The organism is Thermogutta sp. (assembly GCF_039793925.1).
GTDB lineage: Bacteria > Planctomycetota > Planctomycetia > Pirellulales > Thermoguttaceae > Thermogutta.
In genome coordinates, this window is the sequence record NZ_JBAMME010000376.1 from 38397 (window position 1) to 57775 (window position 19379).

Below are 19379 nucleotides of genomic sequence, written 5' to 3' on the forward strand. Positions count from 1 at the left end.
CACGCGTCTGGGGCTTTCTGAGGAGGAGCGGGAGGTCCTGGAGTATCTGGTTGGCTCTCACCTGAGAATGAATCATCTCGCCCTGCGCCGCGACATCAGTGATGAACAGCTTGTTATCCAGTTTGCCACGGAAGTGGGATCACCCGAGATTCTCCAGATGATGTACGTGCTTACGGCCGCGGACCTTATGGCCGTGTCTCCGGACAATTGGACGGCCTGGAAGGCGGATCTCCTGGCGGAGCTATTCCAGAGAACCGCCCGGTACATCTCCGACTCGGGTGACATCATTCTTCGGGAAAATGATCTGGAAGACCGTCGTCGGGCGGTTGCCCGCGCATTGGGTGAAGATGCCCATTCGCCGTTTTTCATCCGGCAACTATCGGAATTGCCAGGGGGGCTTCTTCTCGCTGAAGACGTGGCGAGCATCGTCTCCGATTTGCGATGGTTGGCATCGCTGGGCGAGACACCGGTCGATATTCGAGTCCAGTATCGTCCCGACAGCGACACCCTATTGTGGAACATTGCCACTCGGGAGAACGTGGCACGCGGCATTTTTCACAGACTCACGGGGGCGTTATCGAGCCAGGGGTTGGAGATCCTTGCCGCCCAGATTTACACGCTGGCAGACGGCTGGATTTTGGATAAGTACATCGTCCGCGATCCGAATTTCCCGGGCGAGCCACCGGCAAAGCGCATTGATGACATTAATGAGGTTATCCGGCGGTCCCTGACCCAATCGGAATTTCAACCGGTCTTCGTCCGGCGGTGGGAGGTGGGACGTCAGGCCTTAGCCGGTGTTCCTCCCGCCCGAGTTCGTGTCGAGTTCGACAATCACTCCCATTCTGAATTCACGATCATTGAGATTTTCGCCAACGACCGCCCGGGACTGCTCTACCACGTCTCGAGATTTCTCTACCAAGAAAAGTGTTTCATCTGGCGCGCGAAGATCGGAACATTCCTCGACCAGGTGGTCGACGTTTTCTATGTCACTGATGAAGAGGGCCGAAAGATCACGTCCGCTGAAAAGCTGGGCCACATGCGGAATGGGCTACTGAAGGTGATCCAGTGATCACCATCAGCCCGTTCTCGACGAGGAACTTGGCTTTTCAGATGCTCCGGGGCCTTCGCAGAGCGTCCAGCGAGAAAGGAATCGACACCCCACAAGGATCTTGGGGACCGGTTGCCCCAAATCCGGCAGGTCTTCTTCAAAGATATCTCCTGCCTCCTGGAGAACAATATCTCCATTGGGAAACAGGAGAACGGGGGCGTGATGGGCGACCTCGGCGAGCACGTAAATCCTGTTCTGCGGGCACTTCAGCTCCACCACCAGTTTGCTAAACGGTGGAGGTTCATCAAGGAAGAACGCGATGCCACCCTTGTTGAGATCGAAGCAGCGAACGGTAATAAAATCACTTTCACGCGGAGGTTTGCCGACCCATGGGGCGATGCGCTGCTCGGTATTGAATTCCATTCGGGGCCGAATCCGCCGTTCTTGAAGCGTACGCGCATCGGAGCGCAGCAGTATGCGGTGCACAAGCTCGTAGAATCCCGCATCGCTTTGCGCTTCAAACGTTGGCATCGCCGATTTCCCCGCAAACACCTCTAACCGTTGGCAAGGGAGCGCCAAATGACTTTCGCCCCGAAACTTTGCCGGGGGTACCTCTCACCATTGTCTAGCTTACGGTGCAGCGCAAGTCAAAAATCTTCCTAAAATAGGATGGAAATCCCGGAGACCGGCCATGCCTGTTATGCGTCAAACGGTTTTCTGTAGCCTCAGCTAGAAGCGCGCGAAGTGTGAAAGAGAGATCGCAAGTAGCGAGCATTCTCGCGGTAGCAATCGACGATGGGGCGCCCTTTGACAGTGGCCGCCTCCAGGATTAGCCAGTCTTTGTAGCCGATTTCCTCGAGGACGTCACGCACTTTCCGAAAGTCGATGGGACCTTGTCCAATGAGATGGTCGTACTCCTTGGTGTGTACCTGGCAAATGCGTTCCCGACCGAGTCGGCGTAATTCCTCGAAAATGTCATAACCTGCATAATGCATATTCGCGACATCATAGTAAACCTGGACGGCCGGTGACCCCACGGCATCCAGGATTTTGAGGTGGTCATCCACGTTGAGCATGCTCTCGATGCCGAGGACGACTCCTGCTTTCTCGGCTTTAGGAGCCAATCGTTTCAGTCTTCGAATCACTTCTGCCTGCAGGTCGGGTCGGTTCCGAATGTCACCTTTACCGAAGAAGGCCAGAAGCACGATTTTCTGGCCCATGGCGGCCATCACATCGATGCAATCTGACACCCATTCTTCCGTTCGTGGGTCACTGGCGAACGGCACATTGTTGAGGATTCCCATCGCCAGGGATGCGATTTTCACGCCAGTTTGCTGAGCCGCCTCTTCATATTGCTGGCGGACCTCCGGCTTGCGGAGATCGAATTCTTCACCGGGGGCTCCAAAACTGACCTGGACACCGTCCAGACCAATCTCTTTGGCAACCTCAAATGCGCGCGGCGTTTGACACGCCCCCAGGGACCAATCGCACGCTCCGATTGGATAAGCTTGCGAGGATTCCGCAAATGCCCCTCGGTCGGCGAACCGCCAGGCCAGGGCCCCGCACAAACCGAGCATCAAACGACGTGAAATCCGCATCGTGAGACCCTTTCGAATGGAGTGAAATAACGGTTTTCCTATCATCAGTGTTTTGATGCGTGAATCAGTCTAACGCGACCCAAGCCCCAGGACTAGCGGGTCTGAGTGTGCGCTTGAAAAAGAACTCTCGTACCGAATTCTTATTCCGCCGAGTTGCCCCAATTGGCTGTCCACTGGGCCGAATTCGTTGAACCTCAGCCAGGGCCGTTGACTCGGGGTGGCGATGGGCCAGTGGCTTTTCGGTCTCTTGAACCCGCAAGCTTTTGTGGAAAAACCTAAGCCGGACAACTTGCCGCGTCTTCGCGATGGGCTATACTTAAAAAGTTAGCACACCAGGAGTTGGAAACCGTGTCTGCGATCCTGCCCCTCTCAGCCGCCGATAATCTCGCTCGCGACGTTGTGACCGTCGCTGGTCGGATTATTGGCATTATTATTGGCTGAGCAGGGGGACCGTGGGCCGGTAAATTTTTAGTAGCATCCCGAAGCCCTGAGGTCCCCAAAAACCTCGGGGCTTTTCGCTTTTGCCGCCCAATGGAGAAGTGACGGCCGGCTGTGAGATCTTGTTAAAAGTCCTTTTACCGTCCGTTTTGAACGAAGCCAATCATCGCACAAACGAGGAGAAACCTTATGCGGAGGATCGAGATCTATGACACGACACTCCGGGATGGGGCGCAGGGGGAAGGCGTGAGCTTCTCGGCTTATGACAAGCTTCTGTTGACGCGACGCCTGAACGAACTGGGGTTCGACTACATTGAAGGAGGCTATCCGGCTTCAAACGACAAGGACTTTGAATACTTCCAGAAGGTGGCACAAATCCCTCTGGACAGGGCGACCGTGGTGGCTTTCGGGATGACCAGGCGAAAAGGTCTCGACGTTGCCCAAGATCCGGGAATCAAGTCCCTTCTCGAGGCGGGTACGAAAGTGGTCACAATCGTGGGAAAGGCTTCAGCGTTTCAGGCTGAGCAGGTCCTCCGGACCACGCGCGAAGAGAACCTCGCAATGATTACCGATACGATCAGTTATGTTCGTGGGCAGGGTCGGGATGTCATCTTCGATGCTGAGCACTTTTTCGATGGCTACAAATACGATAGCGAATACGCCCTGACCGCAGTGCGACTGGCCGCCGAAGCGGGGGCCAAAATGGTCGTGCTGTGTGACACGAACGGAGGCAGTATGCCCGACGAGGTGGCGGAAATCACAAGGAAGGTGGTGGGACTTCTGCCGGTTCCGGTAGGAATTCACTGCCACAATGATTGCGATGTGGCGGTCGCCAATTCCCTTGCTGCCGTCGACGCGGGAGCAAGCCAGGTGCAAGGGACGATCAATGGGTTCGGGGAGCGGTGCGGAAATGCCGACCTGATTTCAGTTATTGCCAATCTGCGGCTAAAAAAAGGCTACGAGGTGCTAACACCCGACGCTCTTCGGCATCTGACAGCCCTCTCCCGATTCGTTTATGAGATGGTCAATATGCCCTACCGGAACAATCAGCCCTATGTCGGACGGAGCGCATTCGCCCATAAAGGGGGGATGCACGTCAGTGGCGTCGCTCGGGTGCCGCAGAGTTATGAGCATATCGACCCGGAATTGGTGGGGAATGAGCGTAGGATTCTGGTCAGCGAGTTGTCGGGGCGGTCAAACATTATGGCAGCTACGGCAAAATTGAATATTCAGGCCGACCCGAAGGTATTGGAACGGATTTTGGCCAAGGTTGTGGCACGGGAACATGCCGGGTATCAGTACGAGGCCGCTCAGGGATCTTTTGACCTTTTGGTCAAACAGTGTCTCGGAACGTTCAAGCCGCACTTTGAGCGGTTGGCCTATCGCGTTAACATCGAAACAGAGAGCGACGGTCGCATCGTGACCGAGGCGACTGTCAAAATTCGGGTCGGCAATGAAATCCGCCACGAGGTTGCCGAGGGCGACGGCCCGGTGAACGCTCTTGACGCAGCGATGCGAAAAGCGCTCAATGGAACGTTCCCCAATCTTGCAAAAATGCATTTGGTGGATTACAAGGTGCGGGTCATCAATTCAGAAGCGGGCACGGCCGCTGGTGTGCGAGTCATGATCGAGAGCCGCGATGAGACGGATTCCTGGGGCACCGTCGGGGTAAGCGAGAATATCATCGAGGCAAGTTGGATCGCTCTCGCCGATAGCTACGAGTACAAGCTCTGCAAGGACGAGGAACGAGAACAACAGGCAAGGGAAAAGGTCGAAAATGTCGGAGCAAGCCGCGAACGCTAATCAGGCATCCGGTTTTATGAAGGATTTACCGAAACAGTACGATCCCAAAGTAGCTGAATCACGGTGGTATCCTTTTTGGGAGTCGCACGGGTATTTCCATGCTGATCCTGATCCTAATCGAACACCGTATACCATAGTCATTCCCCCTCCCAACGTTACTGGCGCCCTTCATCTTGGACATGCCCTCAACAATACCCTTCAGGACATCCTCATCCGCATGAAACGGATGCAGGGTTTCAATGCCCTGTGGATTCCCGGCACCGATCATGCGGGGATTGCCACCCAGGCCGTTGTGGAGCGTCGGCTTTTGGCTGAAGAGGGCAAGACTCGCCACGACGTGGGACGCGAAGGGCTTGTGGCGAGGATTTGGGCATGGAAGGACGCGTACGAAAAAAGGATCCTGGATCAGCTTAAACGAATGGGCTGTAGCTGTGATTGGCGGCGCACCCGCTTCACCTTGGATCCCATTTGCGCCCGAGCAGTGCGGCACACATTTTTCCGCCTATTCCGAGACGGGCTGATTTATCGGGGCCGGCGCCTTGTGAACTGGGATACGCTTCTTCAGACGGCGGTTGCCGATGACGAAGTTTTTCACGAGCCGGTGCCCGGTCATTTCTGGTATTTCCGGTATCCGGTCATTGATCCACAGCCAGGCGAGCCGCAGTACGTGACAGTGGCGACCACCCGTCCGGAAACGATGCTCGGCGACACGGCGGTAGCGGTCCATCCCGATCCCGAAGCTGCCCTAGATAAAGCTGAACGTGAGTTGCGGAAACGACTCAACGGGGCCAGCGAAAAAGAGCGAGTCGAGCTTGAACGGGAATTAGAGGATCTGCGACAGCGGCGACAGACACTGCTGCCCACACTGCTCAAACTGCGGGACATGGCCCTAGCGGGCCGGCAGGTTCTCCTCCCCTTGCAGAACCGTCCGATTCCACTCATCACGGATGTCTGGGCCAAACCAGAGATGGGAACCGGTTGCGTGAAGATCACCCCTGCCCACGATCCTAATGATTATGAGGTGGCCTTGCGCCACAATTTGCCGATGGTCAACATCCTCAATCTCGATGGGACGCTCAACGAGAACGCGGGCGCTTACAGGGGGCAGACCATCATGGAGGCCCGGCAGAATGTGGTGGCGGACCTCGAGAAGCTCGGACTGGTCGAAAAAGTGGAAGAGCGGATCATCGACCTGGCCCACTCCGATCGGTCGAAGACACCGATCGAACCCCTGCTGACCGATCAGTGGTTCGTGAAGATGGAACGTCTGGCCCAGATGGCCATGGATGCGGTCATCGACGGACGAGTGCGGATCATTCCACCGCGCTATGCGAAGACCTACCTTGACTGGCTGAGTGAGAAACGAGACTGGCCGATCAGCCGACAACTCTGGTGGGGGCATCAGATCCCCATCTGGTACTGCGATACCGCGACCGAAAAAGAATTGCAGGAAGCGTTTGCGGGACGGGACGACGTGGTGTGGCGCTGGGACGAAGAACATCGCCAGTGGCTCATCTGTGCCCTGGAAGATCTCCCTGCTGACGCTGTCCCGGGACATACCCTGCGGCGGGAAGAAGATGTGCTGGACACGTGGTTCAGCTCTGCGTTATGGCCGCACTCCACTCTCGGTTGGCCCGAAGATACGCCCGAGCTTCGCTATTTCTATCCCACGAACACCCTGGTCACCAGCCGAGACATCATCACCCTTTGGGTGGCGCGGATGGTGCTGGCCGGACTTTACAACGTCGGAGAAGTTCCTTTCAAGGATGTGTACATTCACCCCAAAATCCTCGACGGTTACGGAGAAGGCATGTCCAAGTCCAAAGGGAACGGCGTCGATCCCGTGGACGTGATGGAAAAATTCGGAGCGGATGCGCTCCGCTATGGCCTGGCCTATTTGACAACGGAAACGCAGGACATCCGCATGCCGGTGAGTTTCGAGTGTCCCCACTGTGGGCAACTCATCGAGCAGACCCGCGAGAACAGAATTCTCCCACGCATCACATGCCCGCACTGTAAAAAACCGTTCGCCACGCAATGGGCGGAAAAACCTGAAGATAAGGCCCTCCCACGGGGCCCGGTGGTGAGTGAACGGTTTGAACTCGCCCGCAATTTCTGTAACAAGCTTTGGAATGCCGCGCGATTCGTTCTTCTCAATCTAGAAGGATTTTCACCGGGAACGGTACCACCGGAGGAACTCTTCCTGGAAGATCGTTGGCTGTTGAGCCGCCTGGCGACGGTGGTTCAGCAGGTAACGGATCATCTCGAGAATTATCGCTTTTCGGATGCGGCGCGGACGCTCTATGATTTCGCCTGGGATGAATTCTGCAGCTTCTATGTGGAAATGGTGAAGGTTCGGCTGCAATCTGCGGAAAGCCGCCCGACGGCCCAGAGACTTCTTGTCCACGGACTCGACACATTGCTGCGGCTACTGCACCCGATGATTCCGTTCCTCACGGAGCACGTGTGGCAATTGCTGGCGGAAGGTGCACCGATTCGCGGCCTGCCACAACCAGTCCAGGCGGCGGAAAGCATCATGATCGCGCCCTGGCCGGTCGCTTCGCCGGGAGATCAAGACCCGGCGATCGAAGACCAGTTCCGCCGCTTCCAGGAGGTGTTGAAGTCCTTGCGGGAATACCGCATGCGGAACAGCATTCCACCGTCGGAAACAATGCAGGTGGAAATTGTCGCCCGGCAGGACGTGGCGAACCAACTGCGGCCGATGCTTCCGTACTTCCAGACTATGGCCCGCGCGGATATCCAGTTTGTGGATGACGGTGAGCCGGGGCTTTCCACCGTAGTGTATGTGGGGGATGGCGCCACGGTGCGCGTCAAACTTTCTGAGACCGAGCGCAGTCGCGAGATTGCGAGAAAACGTCAGGAATTGGCAAAATTAGAAGCCCTTATCTCGCAAAAACGGAAGAAGTTGGAAAACCAAGCATTCGTGGAAAAAGCACCGCCCAATGTCGTAGAAAAAGAACGGCAGTCGCTTCGCCAGTTGGAAGAGCAGTACGCAGCGGTTTCTCATGTAATCGCCCAGTTGGGTGGAACGGCCTAAAATTCGCCGCAGCTTATGCCGGAGCTTCCAGAAGTCGAAACCATGCGACGCGGAGTCGCGCCACTCCGCAGCGCGCGAATTCACAGCGCAGAAGTTCCCGTTCTCAACGTCCAGCCCATCGAGTACGTGCCCCCACCGGACGAGTTGTGCCGACGCCTTGCCGGACGCCAGATCGAAGACGTGGATCGAGTTGGCAAAAGGCTCCTGATACAGCTCGATAACGGAGAAGTTTTGCTCATCGAACCGCGAATGACGGGCCGGGTCCTCGTCGATCCCCCTGATAACCTCTCCCATGTTCGGTTAAAACTCCGATTGTGCTGCGAGGAAGACCGTGGGTCGGGGCGTCAGCATCTTCTTATTTTTCGCGATACACGGGGATTGGGGATCGTGCGTCTGATTACTGAAGAAGAGTGTCGCAGAGAATTAGGGCCCGATAAAATTGGGCCGGACGCGCTCGCCATTTCCTGGGCCGAACTCAGAGATCGCCTGCGGAAACGACGTTGTGCCATCAAGGTGGCTTTGATGGATCAATCGGTCCTGGCGGGCGTCGGAAATATATACGCATCGGAAGCCCTCCATCTCGCCAAAGTTCATCCCCAACTTCCCTGCTGCCATCTTTCCAGTTCGCAATGGCGAACCCTCACTGAGAGTCTTCACCAGGTTTTGCGGGACGCTATCGCATTGCAGGGGTCCACTCTCGGGGATGGTACCTATACAACTCCCGAAAATACGCCAGGGAGTTATCAGAATGAACACCGCGTGTACCAGCGTGAGGGTCAAAAATGCCAGCAGTGCGGAAGAGGGATCATTCGCCGGATCGTGCTCGCCCAGCGTTCGACCTTTTTTTGCCCGGTGTGCCAGCGGCTCCCGGTTCGTTTACGACAGAACCTTTCCTGAGCATGTTCTGCCTTAGCCGCGCACCCCGTCTGGTTTGACACGTTCAGTAGAGGCGAAACAGCACCGGCACGAAATGGTGGACATGGGCCCACTCCAAAATTTGCGCTCCGGGATAAATTAGTCCGATAAGAGCGGCGTCCAGGACCGCGCGGCTAAACACGGAGTAGTCGATCGTCCCCTCAGCAGGGCTGTGGAACTTCCACCATCGCGGCAACCATCGCGGCGTGGCCCTGGCGTAAGCTTGATATTTTTCGCCAAAGGAGTCGCTCAGATGTCTCTCTTCTCGCCGCATGGCCGGCCAGTGGGTGATAACAAAAATCCCCAGAAAAATGGCTGTCAGGGTCAACGATTCCAGTGCTAATCCGGTTCCGATAAACCCCAGCGCCGTGAAGAAATACAGCGGATGCCGACTGACCGAGTAAGGTCCAGAGGCGACCACCTCCCGATTCTTTTTTCCCGCGATGTAGGCAGCCGCCCAAATCCGACCAACGGCGGCGAGGAAAAGCGCAGCGCAGCCCAGGGTTTCCATGCCGAGATTGAGGGCACCACCCTCACTGTAAACGTGGTGGGAGAATACAACCAAGGGGATGACAAGTGCTATAAAAACTTTGGCCGCTTTTAGTCGCATGGTTTCCTGGGGTCATTCGTTCCACACACTGCAGAGAAACTGGAAAAAGACCCAGTGCTTACAATTTCTGGCAGGAATTGTTAACAAAAATCTGTCAGTTAGGCAAGCCCAAAATCACTGGATTCTCGATGCCTGAACTACCTGCGGACCACGGAGCCCGTAAGCTATCCAACCACAGAACATCAGATCCAGTTAGTGTTGTCAAGCGAACGTGAAGCGGCACAATGTTGAGCGATGCTGCTTTGATAGCGCCGCAGACTTCTTTCTCGATTCGCGATGCTATCAAAAGCCCCTCTCCTTCGCCCGCTTAATAGCCCGGGGCCGGTTAAACAATCGCAGCCTCATCATTCGGCAACTGAAGGCTGCCCGCGATGAATACGGACGAGCTGCTGGAGCATCCATACAAGGACCACGGTGCCCCCGGCAAACGTTCCCAGAAAAAGCACCATGGGCCCCCAATCCGGCTTTTCGGGGATTTTCCAAACCGGTGAGTACTGGGCAAGTTCAATGTTTTGAACGATCTGCCGACTGATAGCATTGAGAGTGATGACCACCAATTGCGCAACCCCTGCTAAGATCGCCGTCAGCGGGGAGAGCCCTTTGATCCGAACCAAGAACAACACCGCCAGGATGAGAGCTGGTGATGCCCCAGTCAGGAAGGTCAGCGGCAGTCGCCAACCGCTCCACATATAGTGAAAAACATCCTTAGGCCAGGAACCAAAAACATAACCTGTTCCGGAACCTATGTAAACGATGGCACCTATTATCCCGATCACGAAGGCATACTTTGTCAACCAGAGGCGGTACGAGCCGTCAGCTTTTGGATCAAAAAACATCCCATCAATAAGAGACCACGCGGCGGTGGTGAGAAAGGCCATGCCCAACACCATTGGCCAGCGATGCCAGAGGGAGGAATCGGCGAAATTGTGCCCCGTTCCTGTCGCTGCTCCGGCCAGCTGGTGCGCCAGCCAGATCGACTTCCATCTTTCGGGGGCTGCCATCAAGCTCATTCCGTTGGAGAGAAGAATGGCAATGATCAGGAAAAACACAGCCGCGACCCAGCCCGCTGCGTATCTCCATGCCAGCATGGGACGGTCTGGTTTCACTCCAAAGGCAAAGGCGTACACCCCGTAGTAAGCGATCAGAAGCAAGCCGATGATGGCCAGCCAAAACCATGCTGTCAAAATCGTGGCGGGGTAAAATGCCCACGGATAAGCCACCTGAATGAAAAGGAGAGGAACTATTCCAAAGTTCACACCAAACGCGATGATCACCGGCATGAGTGTCGCCATACGTTCTGCCCAGTGTCGCGCGGGACCTTCACGCCTGTAGAGCACGAGGGCCAAAAACATCCCCGCAAACCACAGGTTCATCGGCACCATGTGCAGAATAAATCCAAGGACCTTGAAGAACTGGATGAACCAGAAGGGTGCGGGCAACGGGCCCAGGGTTGCGGGATCCACCGGTTCTATCATCGACGTGCCTCCAATTGCTCAAGCGTGGGATAAATGCCGTGGGGGCGTTCCGGAGCAATCGACAAAAGATAGTCCGTCACGAGTTCTGCTTCCTCCGGAGTCCCCGACCAGGGCGGCATAAAATAGTGTGTCTCGTTTAGATGCCGGACCATCTCAACAAGCATATCTCGGGGACGTGAGAACAGCAGCGGGCCAACCGCCGAATAACCCGTATCGGCCGCATGGCAATCGTTACAATGATGCATGAAAATCACTTGCCCCAGCAACCGTCGATCCTGTTCTGAAAGTTGAAGAAGTTTGTCCGGAAGAATATGCCCATTCTCCATGACCTGTGGGTAGTGTTCGGCGACGAATTGGCGAGTCCACCGGCCGCTTTGTAGAAAGCCTTCTTTCCGAAACTGGGGGACCTCTTTTTCAAGAATTTGGTTTCCCAGAACCACCCCATAAACGACGTAGGGTTTTCGGACGGCCTCGCGGATGAATTCTCCCGTGCTGAAAGCGGCTAGACCAAACAGCAGCAGAGCCACCGCGAAGCCGGGCGTCATCCAGCCGGGATTTCGATAAGGGCCCAGGTATAACAGCACAAATACTACGATTGTGAGGGCAAAGATTAGCACCATAAGGACTGTCAGGACGGCAGCCGCTTCCAGGGCCATCCGAGCAGAAGGTGGCAAGAAAGCCAACCACGCCAACCCGCCCGAGGTGATTAAAACGGCTCCCAAAAGCGCCGGTCGAGTGGATCGCCGAATAATGAGGTTTCGAACTTCTCCACTCGGCAAAGTGAGCGAGCTGTGCAGATAGACGTACAAAGCGGTAAGCAAAATGGCCCCACCCGTCCGCGAAATGACCTGTGGCACAAACTGCGGATTGAAGAATCCACGCCAGAACGAGGGAGTCTGCAGCCACGTTCCCGGATGCAGCATAAAGGCCGTAATACCAGTGATGAGGACTAGGCTCATCCAGGCTGAAATCCCGTAAATCCAGGCTATCGCTTGATGGGTTCGCGGCGGAAGTCGATCCCAGTAGTAATAAAAGATGAAAGCAGAAGTCAACTCCAGGACAAAAAAGACCCACTCCGTTGCCCAACCGAACACAAAGGTCCGGATAAGGACCTCAGTGGCCAGCGGAGAAGCGAGGCCGATGGTCCACCAGATCCCCACCCCGGTGATGGCCCCGAAGACGACCGTTAAAAGAATGAAAAACGGGGCGTGGCGCTTCAAGTAAGCAAGGTATTCCCGATTGCCCGTGCGGTAAGCATGAGACACTTCCACCGCGAAGAAAAGTCCGCCACCCACAGCGTAATGGGAGACGAGAACGTGTAACACCGCAATAATGGCGATGAGCATGGGCGCCGTGAGAACGGGGACGTACCACCAGGGATAGTGCATCAGTGCGACCCTTTCCACGAAGCAACGTAACCAGATCGCTTCATTCCGCAGCAGTGAAACACTGGTCACAAAGCTGGGCCATCGGGTGTCTGGGAGTGCACACGTTGTCCCTGCACGAGAGTGACGGCACTCGAGAGCCCAGCGTCATGTGATATCGGATAGCGATGGAAACAGCGCCATCAAGTTACCGTAGTCGGCACATAATCGTCATTATCGGAAAAAAGCCTGTGTAGGACAACGGTGCGTCGCGGAGGACTTCATCCGGGCATCGGAGAAGTTTTCTGGGAATCGCACGGACAGCACGGCGGAAGACCGAGCTTGCTCAGAATCCAGACCGCTGGGCACCAATTCGTAAAAGCCGACTGGAAAAGATTCAGCCCAGCAAAAATGGTCAAAATGAGCCAATACGGAGAGTGGATCCACGCGAGAACCGCGCTCGTTGTGACCACGACTCCGGCCATAAGTCGCAAGCCGCGTTCGATCGTCATAGCCATGACTTCCTTATTGGGAAGGCTTATCAAACCACTTCAAAACCGATATGCTCATAACAGACTCAGCCTAACTCTCGGCTGAGTTTCGTTTTTGATGTTCCTAAGTTGCTTTTCGCAAACGCTGAGTTTCTTCACGGCGATACCAAGGGACCATCCTGTTGGGGAGACTGAGATGTCTTTTGGTCCGACATATCGGAGGGCTGTTTCTCCTGAGCGGTGGGTTCGATGGTGCACGAAGGTGTCCCACAGCAACCCCCGCTCATACAGGTCGGAATTCCGAGCCAGGGCAACACCCACTTGTTCAGGACGATCCACAATCCCAAAAAGAGCAGAATAATCAGTGCGTCACGATTCATTTTTCTTTAATCCTCCCAGCGATGGCGACAAGGTGAGTCCGCCTTGCAATCAGGCAGCGCGGCAAGTGCCAGTTCGGTGATTAAACCTTCGTCTTGAACTTTGCCTGCCACTTTTGCCGCAGGTAGTTATGAAGACGTTCGTGAAGTTCCGGGGGTAGTTCGTAGGGCTCTTCACCCTTGTACAGGGTCACAGTCTGCCTGAGTGTGTCCACGACAACCCGGCAGGGGTTACACCCTTGCAGGTGCCGCTGAAGAACCTCACACAATTGGGGGTCAATTTCCCCGTCTAAGTAGGCATTCAAGGCGGCAAGAAGGTCTTGGCATTTCATGGTTACAGCCTTCTTCCAGGGGTCAGGTGGTTCATTACGGTTGGATGTTCAACCCGGGTCCCAGGTTACAACGGTTGACCGACCGGCCCCACCCAGGCTGTGAATACGGCAAGTGGTACTTGCCAACCGCTGGTATCTTCGGTCCTCGCGGCCAAGCCGGAACCGAGATTCCACGAATGGGCCCTGGCAGCAAACCTTCAACGTCAGTACCCTCCGCGGAAGCTACGGGCTGACGATCTGGTTTGGATTGCGGAGCGCGATAGAATGGGTCGCGGCGTTAAGTTGGGCCGGATCGTCCCTCGTGGTTGGAGGAGACCAGAGCATGCCGCGCCAGTGTTGTTCGTTTTGGAACCAAGCTGATGATTCGAGATCGCCAACATTGGGTCGAAGCAAAACCTTTGGCCGGTCTTCCGGCTGGATAGTCTTGCTTTTCTACACACTGCTTTTCCTTGGGTGGATTCAATCCCGAGCCGTCATCTGCAGCGATCTGCGGTTTCCCCATTTTCTGGTTCACGTCCTCGATCCCGATGCCCAATTCTGTGCCTGCGGTGTTGTGGACGTCAATCACGATGGCAAACTAGATATCGTTTCCGGCGGCTGGTGGTATGAGGCACCCACCTGGAAACGCCATTTCCTTCGCGATGTGCCCATCATCCGGGGACGGTTCGACGACTATTCGAATCTCGTTCTGGATGTTGACGGAGACGGGTGGGATGACCTCCTCAGCGCCAATTATCGGAGTGAACTTCTCCTCTGGATTCGGCATCCTGGTGCCGGTCTGGGACCCTGGGAAGTCCGGGAGATCGCCAAACCTGGGCCGATGGAGACGGGGCGGCTCTACGACATCAACGGCGACGGGCAACAGGATATACTCCCCAACGGCGTGAAGTTCGCGGCCTGGTGGGAGTTCAAGCGCTTATCGGATGGAAGCGTAGCGTGGTACCGCCACGATCTGCCCCAGGAGATTGCCGGCCACGGAATCGGATTCGGCGACGTGGATGGCGACGGCCGCGGGGACATCGTGACACCGCGTGGTTGGTGGCAGCAGAAAGGCGCTCCGGATGATTTGCAATGGGTGAAGCAACCAGAGTTCGAACTCCACCCGGATGCCAGCGTCCCGATCATTGTCGCAGACATGGACGGGGATGGAGATTCCGATATCGTATGGGGACGGGGCCATAATGTGGGGCTTTACTGGTTAGAACAAAGAAAGGAGAACGGAACACGGAGTTGGACGTTCCACGCGATCGATACCAGTTGGTCGCAGGCCCATGCGCTCCTCCTCGCTGACGTCAATGACAACGGATGGCCGGAGGTAATCACGGGCAAGCGCTACTTGGGACACGATGGTCGTGACCCAGGTGAATGGCACGTGCCAGTTGTCTATGCCTACGAATATGATGAGCACAGTCATGTCTTTAAGCGGTACCCGATTGCTGAGGCTGTGGACGTTGGCTGGGGATTGGATCCCAAAGCCGCTGACCTGGATGGGGATGGGGACGTTGATTTTGTGGCGGCTGATCGCAACGGCTTGTTCTGGTTTGAGAACCTGGGATACGAAAGCGATGGCGAGTCCAGACCGCACGAGGAAGTTCCTCTGTGGGCAAGACAGAATCATCAGCAGCCACTCCAGTTTTCCAGTGAAGGCGGTGAGATTCACTCGATCACATCGCTGAAAGATTGGGGATACCGCCGATGGCACATCCAAAGGGGGATGGAGGCGGTCATGGGCGGCTTGCCCGGTCCACAGATGCGTGTGCCTTTAGACGTTCAGGTTATCGAATCTCAGGAGACGGAATCCTATCGGCGGATCAAGCTCACGTATCAGGCAGATCCCTTCGACCGCGTCCCAGCCTATTTGCTGATTCCGCACCAAATCCGGGGACGCCATCCGGCTGTCTTGTGTCTGCATCAAACCACGCATCTTGCCAAAGACGAACCTGCCGGCACCCGCCCGGAAGCTGCCTACCCTTATGCCCATGAGTTGGCTTGCCGGGGCTACGTGTGCGTGGTGCCCGATTATCCCTCGTTTGGTGAGCATCCCTATGACTTTCGGAGCCACACTGAGTATGCGAGCGGGTCGATGAAGGCCATTTGGGACAACGTTCGTGCTCTAGATTTGCTTGAGTCCTTGCCGGAGGTCGACCGAGACCGGATAGCCGTGATCGGTCATTCTCTTGGTGGCCATAACGCACTCTTCACGGCAGTGTTTGATGAGCGTATTCGGGCGGTCATCTGCAGTTGCGGGTTTACGGCCTTCCATCGCTACTACGGCGGGAAAATTGACCCCTGGGCCCAGGACCGCTACATGCCACGCGTGAGGGACGTATTCGGGAATGATCCCAGGCGAATGCCATTTGATTTTCATGAGGTTCTCGCGGCCCTGGCCCCGCGAAGTGTTTTTGTCGTCGCACCGCTGCGGGATGACAACTTTGACGTCGAAGGTGTCCGCGAAGTGGCGACCAGGGCGAGGCATGTTTTTCGCCTGTACGGCGCGGAGGACCGACTTGTGGTGATCCGTCCGGACATTGAGCACGGCTTTCCGCCGGAGATTCGGCAGCAGACCTACGACTGGCTCAATAGGCAGTTTAACTGGAATCCCCCGGCAAGGTGATACGGCTCATTACCAGGACGCCAAAAAATCCGCAGTTGGCAGCAACGGTTGACGCATGACGATCGCTACCGGAAAATGCGACTGGGCTGCGGGAGCACGTACCTGTGGACCCCAATAACTTGGCCGGAGCACTGACAATGTGCCTGGGGGCATTCTCAAAGAGGGACTCGCCTTTGGAAGTCAAAACGCGGGGTCGATTGACGATGAGTTGCAAAGTGGCCCCATTTTTTGATTCACCGGAAATTCACCGGGTGGTGGACGCATGCTCATGAAAGGCAGCGATATCTGGGTAACTACCAACGTTTTGTCAAAGCAAATCATGTCCCTCACAAAGGAAATCCTCGGTCTTTTATGGCTGGTGGCTGTCCTCTTCGAATTGCAAGGAATTAAGGCTGATACAAGTTGGGCGGAAGAAACAAGCGGGCGTTATCTCGGTCCCTGGCAGGTGCGTGCTACGCCGGATGGCGCGAGTGTATTCGTCTTATGCAAGGACGCCGCCAGAATTGCCGTCATTGATGTGGCCAGCCAGCAGGTGACGCGATGGATCAACACGCCAGCAGATCCCCACGATTTTCTGATCAGTCCGGATGCAAAGGTGATTTATATAGCGGCCGGGGTTTCAAATGGTATCGTTGCTGAGTTAAAAAGTGACGATGGAGCACAAATCCGTCAGATTTCGGTAGGCCACACGCCTGGGGGATTGGCTTTATCAAAAGAAAATTCTCGACTTTTTGTGTGCAATAGATTCGACAATACCGTCTCGATCATTGATCTGGTTGCCGGACGTGAGGAGAAACGGCTGGCGGTTACCCGCGAACCGGTGGCCGCGGCGCTTACCCCGGATGAAAAGCGGCTTTTTGTGGCCAACCTTCTGCCGCTGGATCGCTGTGACAGTTACGACGTGGCGGCTGTCGTCTCATCCATTGATACGCTAACGTTCGAAGTTCACCCGATCCGACTGCCCAACGGCTCGACCGATGTTCACGGCCTCGCGATTTCGCCCGACGGAAAATGGGTGTACGTTGTTCATGTCCTGTCGCGGTACCAGATGCCCACCACGCAGCTTGAACGCGGCTGGATGAATACGAATGCGCTGACGATTATCGATGTGCAGAACGAGCGAGTCCTCAATACTGTTCTTCTGGATGACGTGGATCTCGGTGCTGCGCTTCCGTGGGCCGTTGTTTGTTCTGCCGACGGTCAGAAACTCGTGGTTTCCCACGCCTCAACAGACGAGATCTCCGTCATCGATATTCCTGCCGTGCTAGAAAAACTGAAGAAACTGCCGCCGACCCCGGAGGCCGCCCAGGCTGCCGGGGTTAGCTACGATGGCTCACAAACCTCTCTCAGCGCCGTAGATGTGCCCAACGACCTCTCCTTTCTTGTCGGGCTTAAGGAGCGGATTCCCCTTTATGGGTTGGGACCGTACGACTATTTGAGTGCTGATTCGGAAAAAATCGTCAAAGGGGCGCGCGGCCTTGCCCTGGTAGGTTCGAAAGTTTTCGTTGCCACTTACTTTGGGGACCTCGTGACTGTTGTTGATTTAAAGGCTTCCAAATACCAACGGCTCAGCTATGTGTCTTTAGGACCAAAACCGATTCTCACTCAAGAACGGTTGGGCGAACTCTATTTCCACGACGCCAGCCTGTGTTTTCAGCACTGGCAGAGCTGCGCCACGTGCCACCCGGATGGCCGCGTTGACGGCCTCAATTGGGATCTCCTCAATGACGGATTGGGAACGCCGAAGAACAACAAGAGTCTCCTCCTGGCTCATCAGACGCCACCCGCTATGTGGGAGGGTGTTCGGGCAAATGCAGAAGAGGCCGTCCGCTCGGGAATCCGGCATATTCAGTTTGCCGTTCGTCCTGAGGAAGACGCGCAGGCGATTGACGCTTACCTGAAGTCACTGCGGCCGGTGCCAAGCCCCCATCTCGTCAATGGCCAGTTAAGCGAGTCCGCCCGGAGGGGGCGAGAGCTGTTCTTCAGCGAACGGCTCAAATGCCATCACTGCCATCCTGAGCCACTCTATACAGATTTGAAGAAACACAACGTGGGAAGCCGGGGACCGCTTGACCGCTCGGGCGAGTTTGATACGCCCACCCTCATTGAAGTTTGGCGCACTGCGCCCTATCTGCACGACGGGCATTATCTGACTCTTGAGGAACTGTTCCGGGACGGCAAACACGGGGAAACAGCGGGTAGCGATGTCCGGAGCCTCACGGAGCAGGAGTTGCACGACCTGTGCGAGTTCGTGCGATCCCTGTGAGCGTTATCCGAAGTGATGGCTTTCACTCGATGGTGATCTTCGTGTCGCTCGAAGGAGAAAAAGGCCATGTTGAAGGTCCGCTGTCAAGCGTTTGTCGTTGTTCTCTGCTGGACGCTGGGAGGAAGCCTCGAATTGTTGGCCGCCAAGGCTGCGAGTGCTGAATCGTCAGAATCCGTCTCCGCAGAACAGTTGCAGCTCCGGGATCCGCTGCCGCAACTTCCCTCAGGGAAGAAATGGGTACTTGTGTGGCATGACGAATTCGACGGCACAAGAATTGATACGACCAAGTGGGAGATTTACGGAGACTGGCCGCGGCGGGATGGATTTTGGGTGAAGGAGGATTCCTATCTTGACGGAAAGGGACACCTTGTCATTCGGACAAAAAAAGACGGCAACCGCTACACCTCGGGCGCGATTGCCACGCGGGGGAAGTACGAAGTCAAATACGGTTATCTTGTGTGTCGCTGCACCCATCCCAAGCAGCCAGGGCTTTGGGCCGCCTTTTGGCTGATGGGCGCGGGAGTCACTCGCGTGGGCGACGAAGGCCGCGACGGCACGGAAATCGACATTGTGGAAATGCCTTTTCGTGACGGGCGCCTGACGAGCAACCTCCATTGGGACGGTTATGGCAAGGACCACAAACACGCGGGGACAACATTCAGTAGACCGGAGGTGCTTGAGGGATTTCACACCTACGGACTGTGGTGGAAGCCCGACGAGTACGTGTTCGACGTCGATGGAAAGGAAACCTGGCGGACCAGTGCCGGTGGTGTGTGTCAGGTTCCGCTCTACATCAAGCTGACGGTGGAAATCGGTCCCTGGGCGGGGGACATCAAAAAAGCGCAGCTTCCCGAAGAATGGCTCATTGACTACGTCCGAGTCTATCAAGTGGTGGACGACTAAATCCTAAAAGAAGCTTCCCGGAGCGCTCACGCACCGTCGTTTTGCGCAAAAGTGAATCATTTTTGCGCAATTGTGTTTTGCACCCTT

14 protein-coding genes and 1 pseudogene are annotated in these 19379 nt (G+C 55.8%); 7 read left to right on the forward strand and 8 right to left on the reverse strand.

Annotated features, from left to right (window positions below; genetic code table 11):
- Nucleotides 1–1069: pseudogene (locus ABJK56_RS20460) on the forward strand (hypothetical protein); the annotation flags it as partial.
- Between the two features lie 6 nt (nucleotides 1070–1075).
- Here ABJK56_RS20460 and ABJK56_RS20465 read toward each other — a convergent pair.
- Nucleotides 1076–1579: a hypothetical protein gene (locus tag ABJK56_RS20465; RefSeq protein WP_347246547.1), complete on the reverse strand. Its 504-nt coding sequence runs from the start codon at nucleotides 1577–1579 to the stop codon at nucleotides 1076–1078.
- A gap of 194 nt (nucleotides 1580–1773) precedes the next feature.
- The gene (locus ABJK56_RS20470) at nucleotides 1774–2646 is read right to left on the reverse strand and encodes a sugar phosphate isomerase/epimerase family protein (protein ID WP_347246548.1); all 873 of its coding nucleotides are present in this window, start codon (nucleotides 2644–2646) and stop codon (nucleotides 1774–1776) included.
- A 627-nt stretch (nucleotides 2647–3273) separates the two neighbouring features.
- Here ABJK56_RS20470 and cimA point away from each other — a divergent pair.
- The 3 genes from cimA to mutM are packed head-to-tail and all read left to right on the forward strand — an operon-like array spanning nucleotide 3274 to nucleotide 8842.
- Nucleotides 3274–4887: a citramalate synthase gene (gene cimA / locus ABJK56_RS20475; protein WP_347246549.1), complete on the forward strand. Its 1614-nt coding sequence runs from the start codon at nucleotides 3274–3276 to the stop codon at nucleotides 4885–4887.
- Nucleotides 4862–7945: a valine--tRNA ligase gene (locus ABJK56_RS20480; protein WP_347246550.1), complete on the forward strand. Its 3084-nt coding sequence runs from the start codon at nucleotides 4862–4864 to the stop codon at nucleotides 7943–7945. Before cimA ends, ABJK56_RS20480 begins: the two co-directional genes overlap by 26 nt.
- Nucleotides 7946–7960: 15 nt before the next feature.
- Nucleotides 7961–8842, forward strand: a complete 882-nt coding sequence (mutM, locus tag ABJK56_RS20485) for a bifunctional DNA-formamidopyrimidine glycosylase/DNA-(apurinic or apyrimidinic site) lyase (RefSeq protein WP_347246551.1) — start codon at nucleotides 7961–7963, stop codon at nucleotides 8840–8842.
- 43 nt (nucleotides 8843–8885) lie between these two features.
- Here mutM and ABJK56_RS20490 read toward each other — a convergent pair whose 3' ends face one another.
- The 6 genes from ABJK56_RS20490 to ABJK56_RS20515 all read right to left on the reverse strand — a co-directional run bounded on the left by ABJK56_RS20490 (nucleotide 8886) and on the right by ABJK56_RS20515 (nucleotide 13509).
- The gene (locus tag ABJK56_RS20490; RefSeq protein ID WP_347246552.1) at nucleotides 8886–9470 is read right to left on the reverse strand and encodes an isoprenylcysteine carboxylmethyltransferase family protein; all 585 of its coding nucleotides are present in this window, start codon (nucleotides 9468–9470) and stop codon (nucleotides 8886–8888) included.
- Nucleotides 9471–9814: 344 nt separating this feature from the next.
- Complete coding sequence (locus ABJK56_RS20495) at nucleotides 9815–10945, reverse strand: hypothetical protein (protein WP_347246553.1); 1131 nt, start codon at nucleotides 10943–10945, stop codon at nucleotides 9815–9817.
- Nucleotides 10942–12402 carry a cytochrome ubiquinol oxidase subunit I gene (locus ABJK56_RS20500; RefSeq protein ID WP_347246554.1) on the reverse strand — a complete coding sequence of 487 codons (1461 nt, stop codon included), beginning with the start codon at nucleotides 12400–12402 and terminating at the stop codon, nucleotides 10942–10944. Before ABJK56_RS20500 ends, ABJK56_RS20495 begins: the two co-directional genes overlap by 4 nt.
- Nucleotides 12403–12590: 188 nt before the next feature.
- On the reverse strand, nucleotides 12591–12821 hold the full coding sequence (locus ABJK56_RS20505) for a DUF2892 domain-containing protein (RefSeq protein WP_347246555.1): 231 nt from the start codon (nucleotides 12819–12821) through the stop codon (nucleotides 12591–12593).
- Between the two features lie 134 nt (nucleotides 12822–12955).
- Entirely contained in the window at nucleotides 12956–13180 is a 225-nt protein-coding gene (locus tag ABJK56_RS20510; RefSeq protein ID WP_347246556.1) for a hypothetical protein, read from the reverse strand.
- A gap of 80 nt (nucleotides 13181–13260) precedes the next feature.
- Entirely contained in the window at nucleotides 13261–13509 is a 249-nt protein-coding gene (locus ABJK56_RS20515) for a zf-HC2 domain-containing protein (protein WP_347246557.1), read from the reverse strand.
- Between the two features lie 424 nt (nucleotides 13510–13933).
- Here ABJK56_RS20515 and ABJK56_RS20520 point away from each other — a divergent pair, with 424 nt between their 5' ends.
- The 3 genes from ABJK56_RS20520 (at nucleotide 13934) to ABJK56_RS20530 (ending at nucleotide 19292) form a co-directional block, all read left to right on the forward strand.
- Nucleotides 13934–16123 carry an alpha/beta fold hydrolase gene (locus ABJK56_RS20520; RefSeq protein ID WP_347246558.1) on the forward strand — a complete coding sequence of 730 codons (2190 nt, stop codon included), beginning with the start codon at nucleotides 13934–13936 and terminating at the stop codon, nucleotides 16121–16123.
- Between the two features lie 262 nt (nucleotides 16124–16385).
- Nucleotides 16386–18389 (forward strand): cytochrome c peroxidase, encoded by a 2004-nt coding sequence (locus tag ABJK56_RS20525; RefSeq protein WP_347246559.1) that lies wholly within the window; start codon nucleotides 16386–16388, stop codon nucleotides 18387–18389.
- A 66-nt stretch (nucleotides 18390–18455) separates the two neighbouring features.
- Nucleotides 18456–19292, forward strand: a complete 837-nt coding sequence (locus ABJK56_RS20530; RefSeq protein ID WP_347246560.1) for a glycoside hydrolase family 16 protein — start codon at nucleotides 18456–18458, stop codon at nucleotides 19290–19292.
- The last annotated feature ends 87 nt before the right edge of the window (nucleotides 19293–19379 follow it).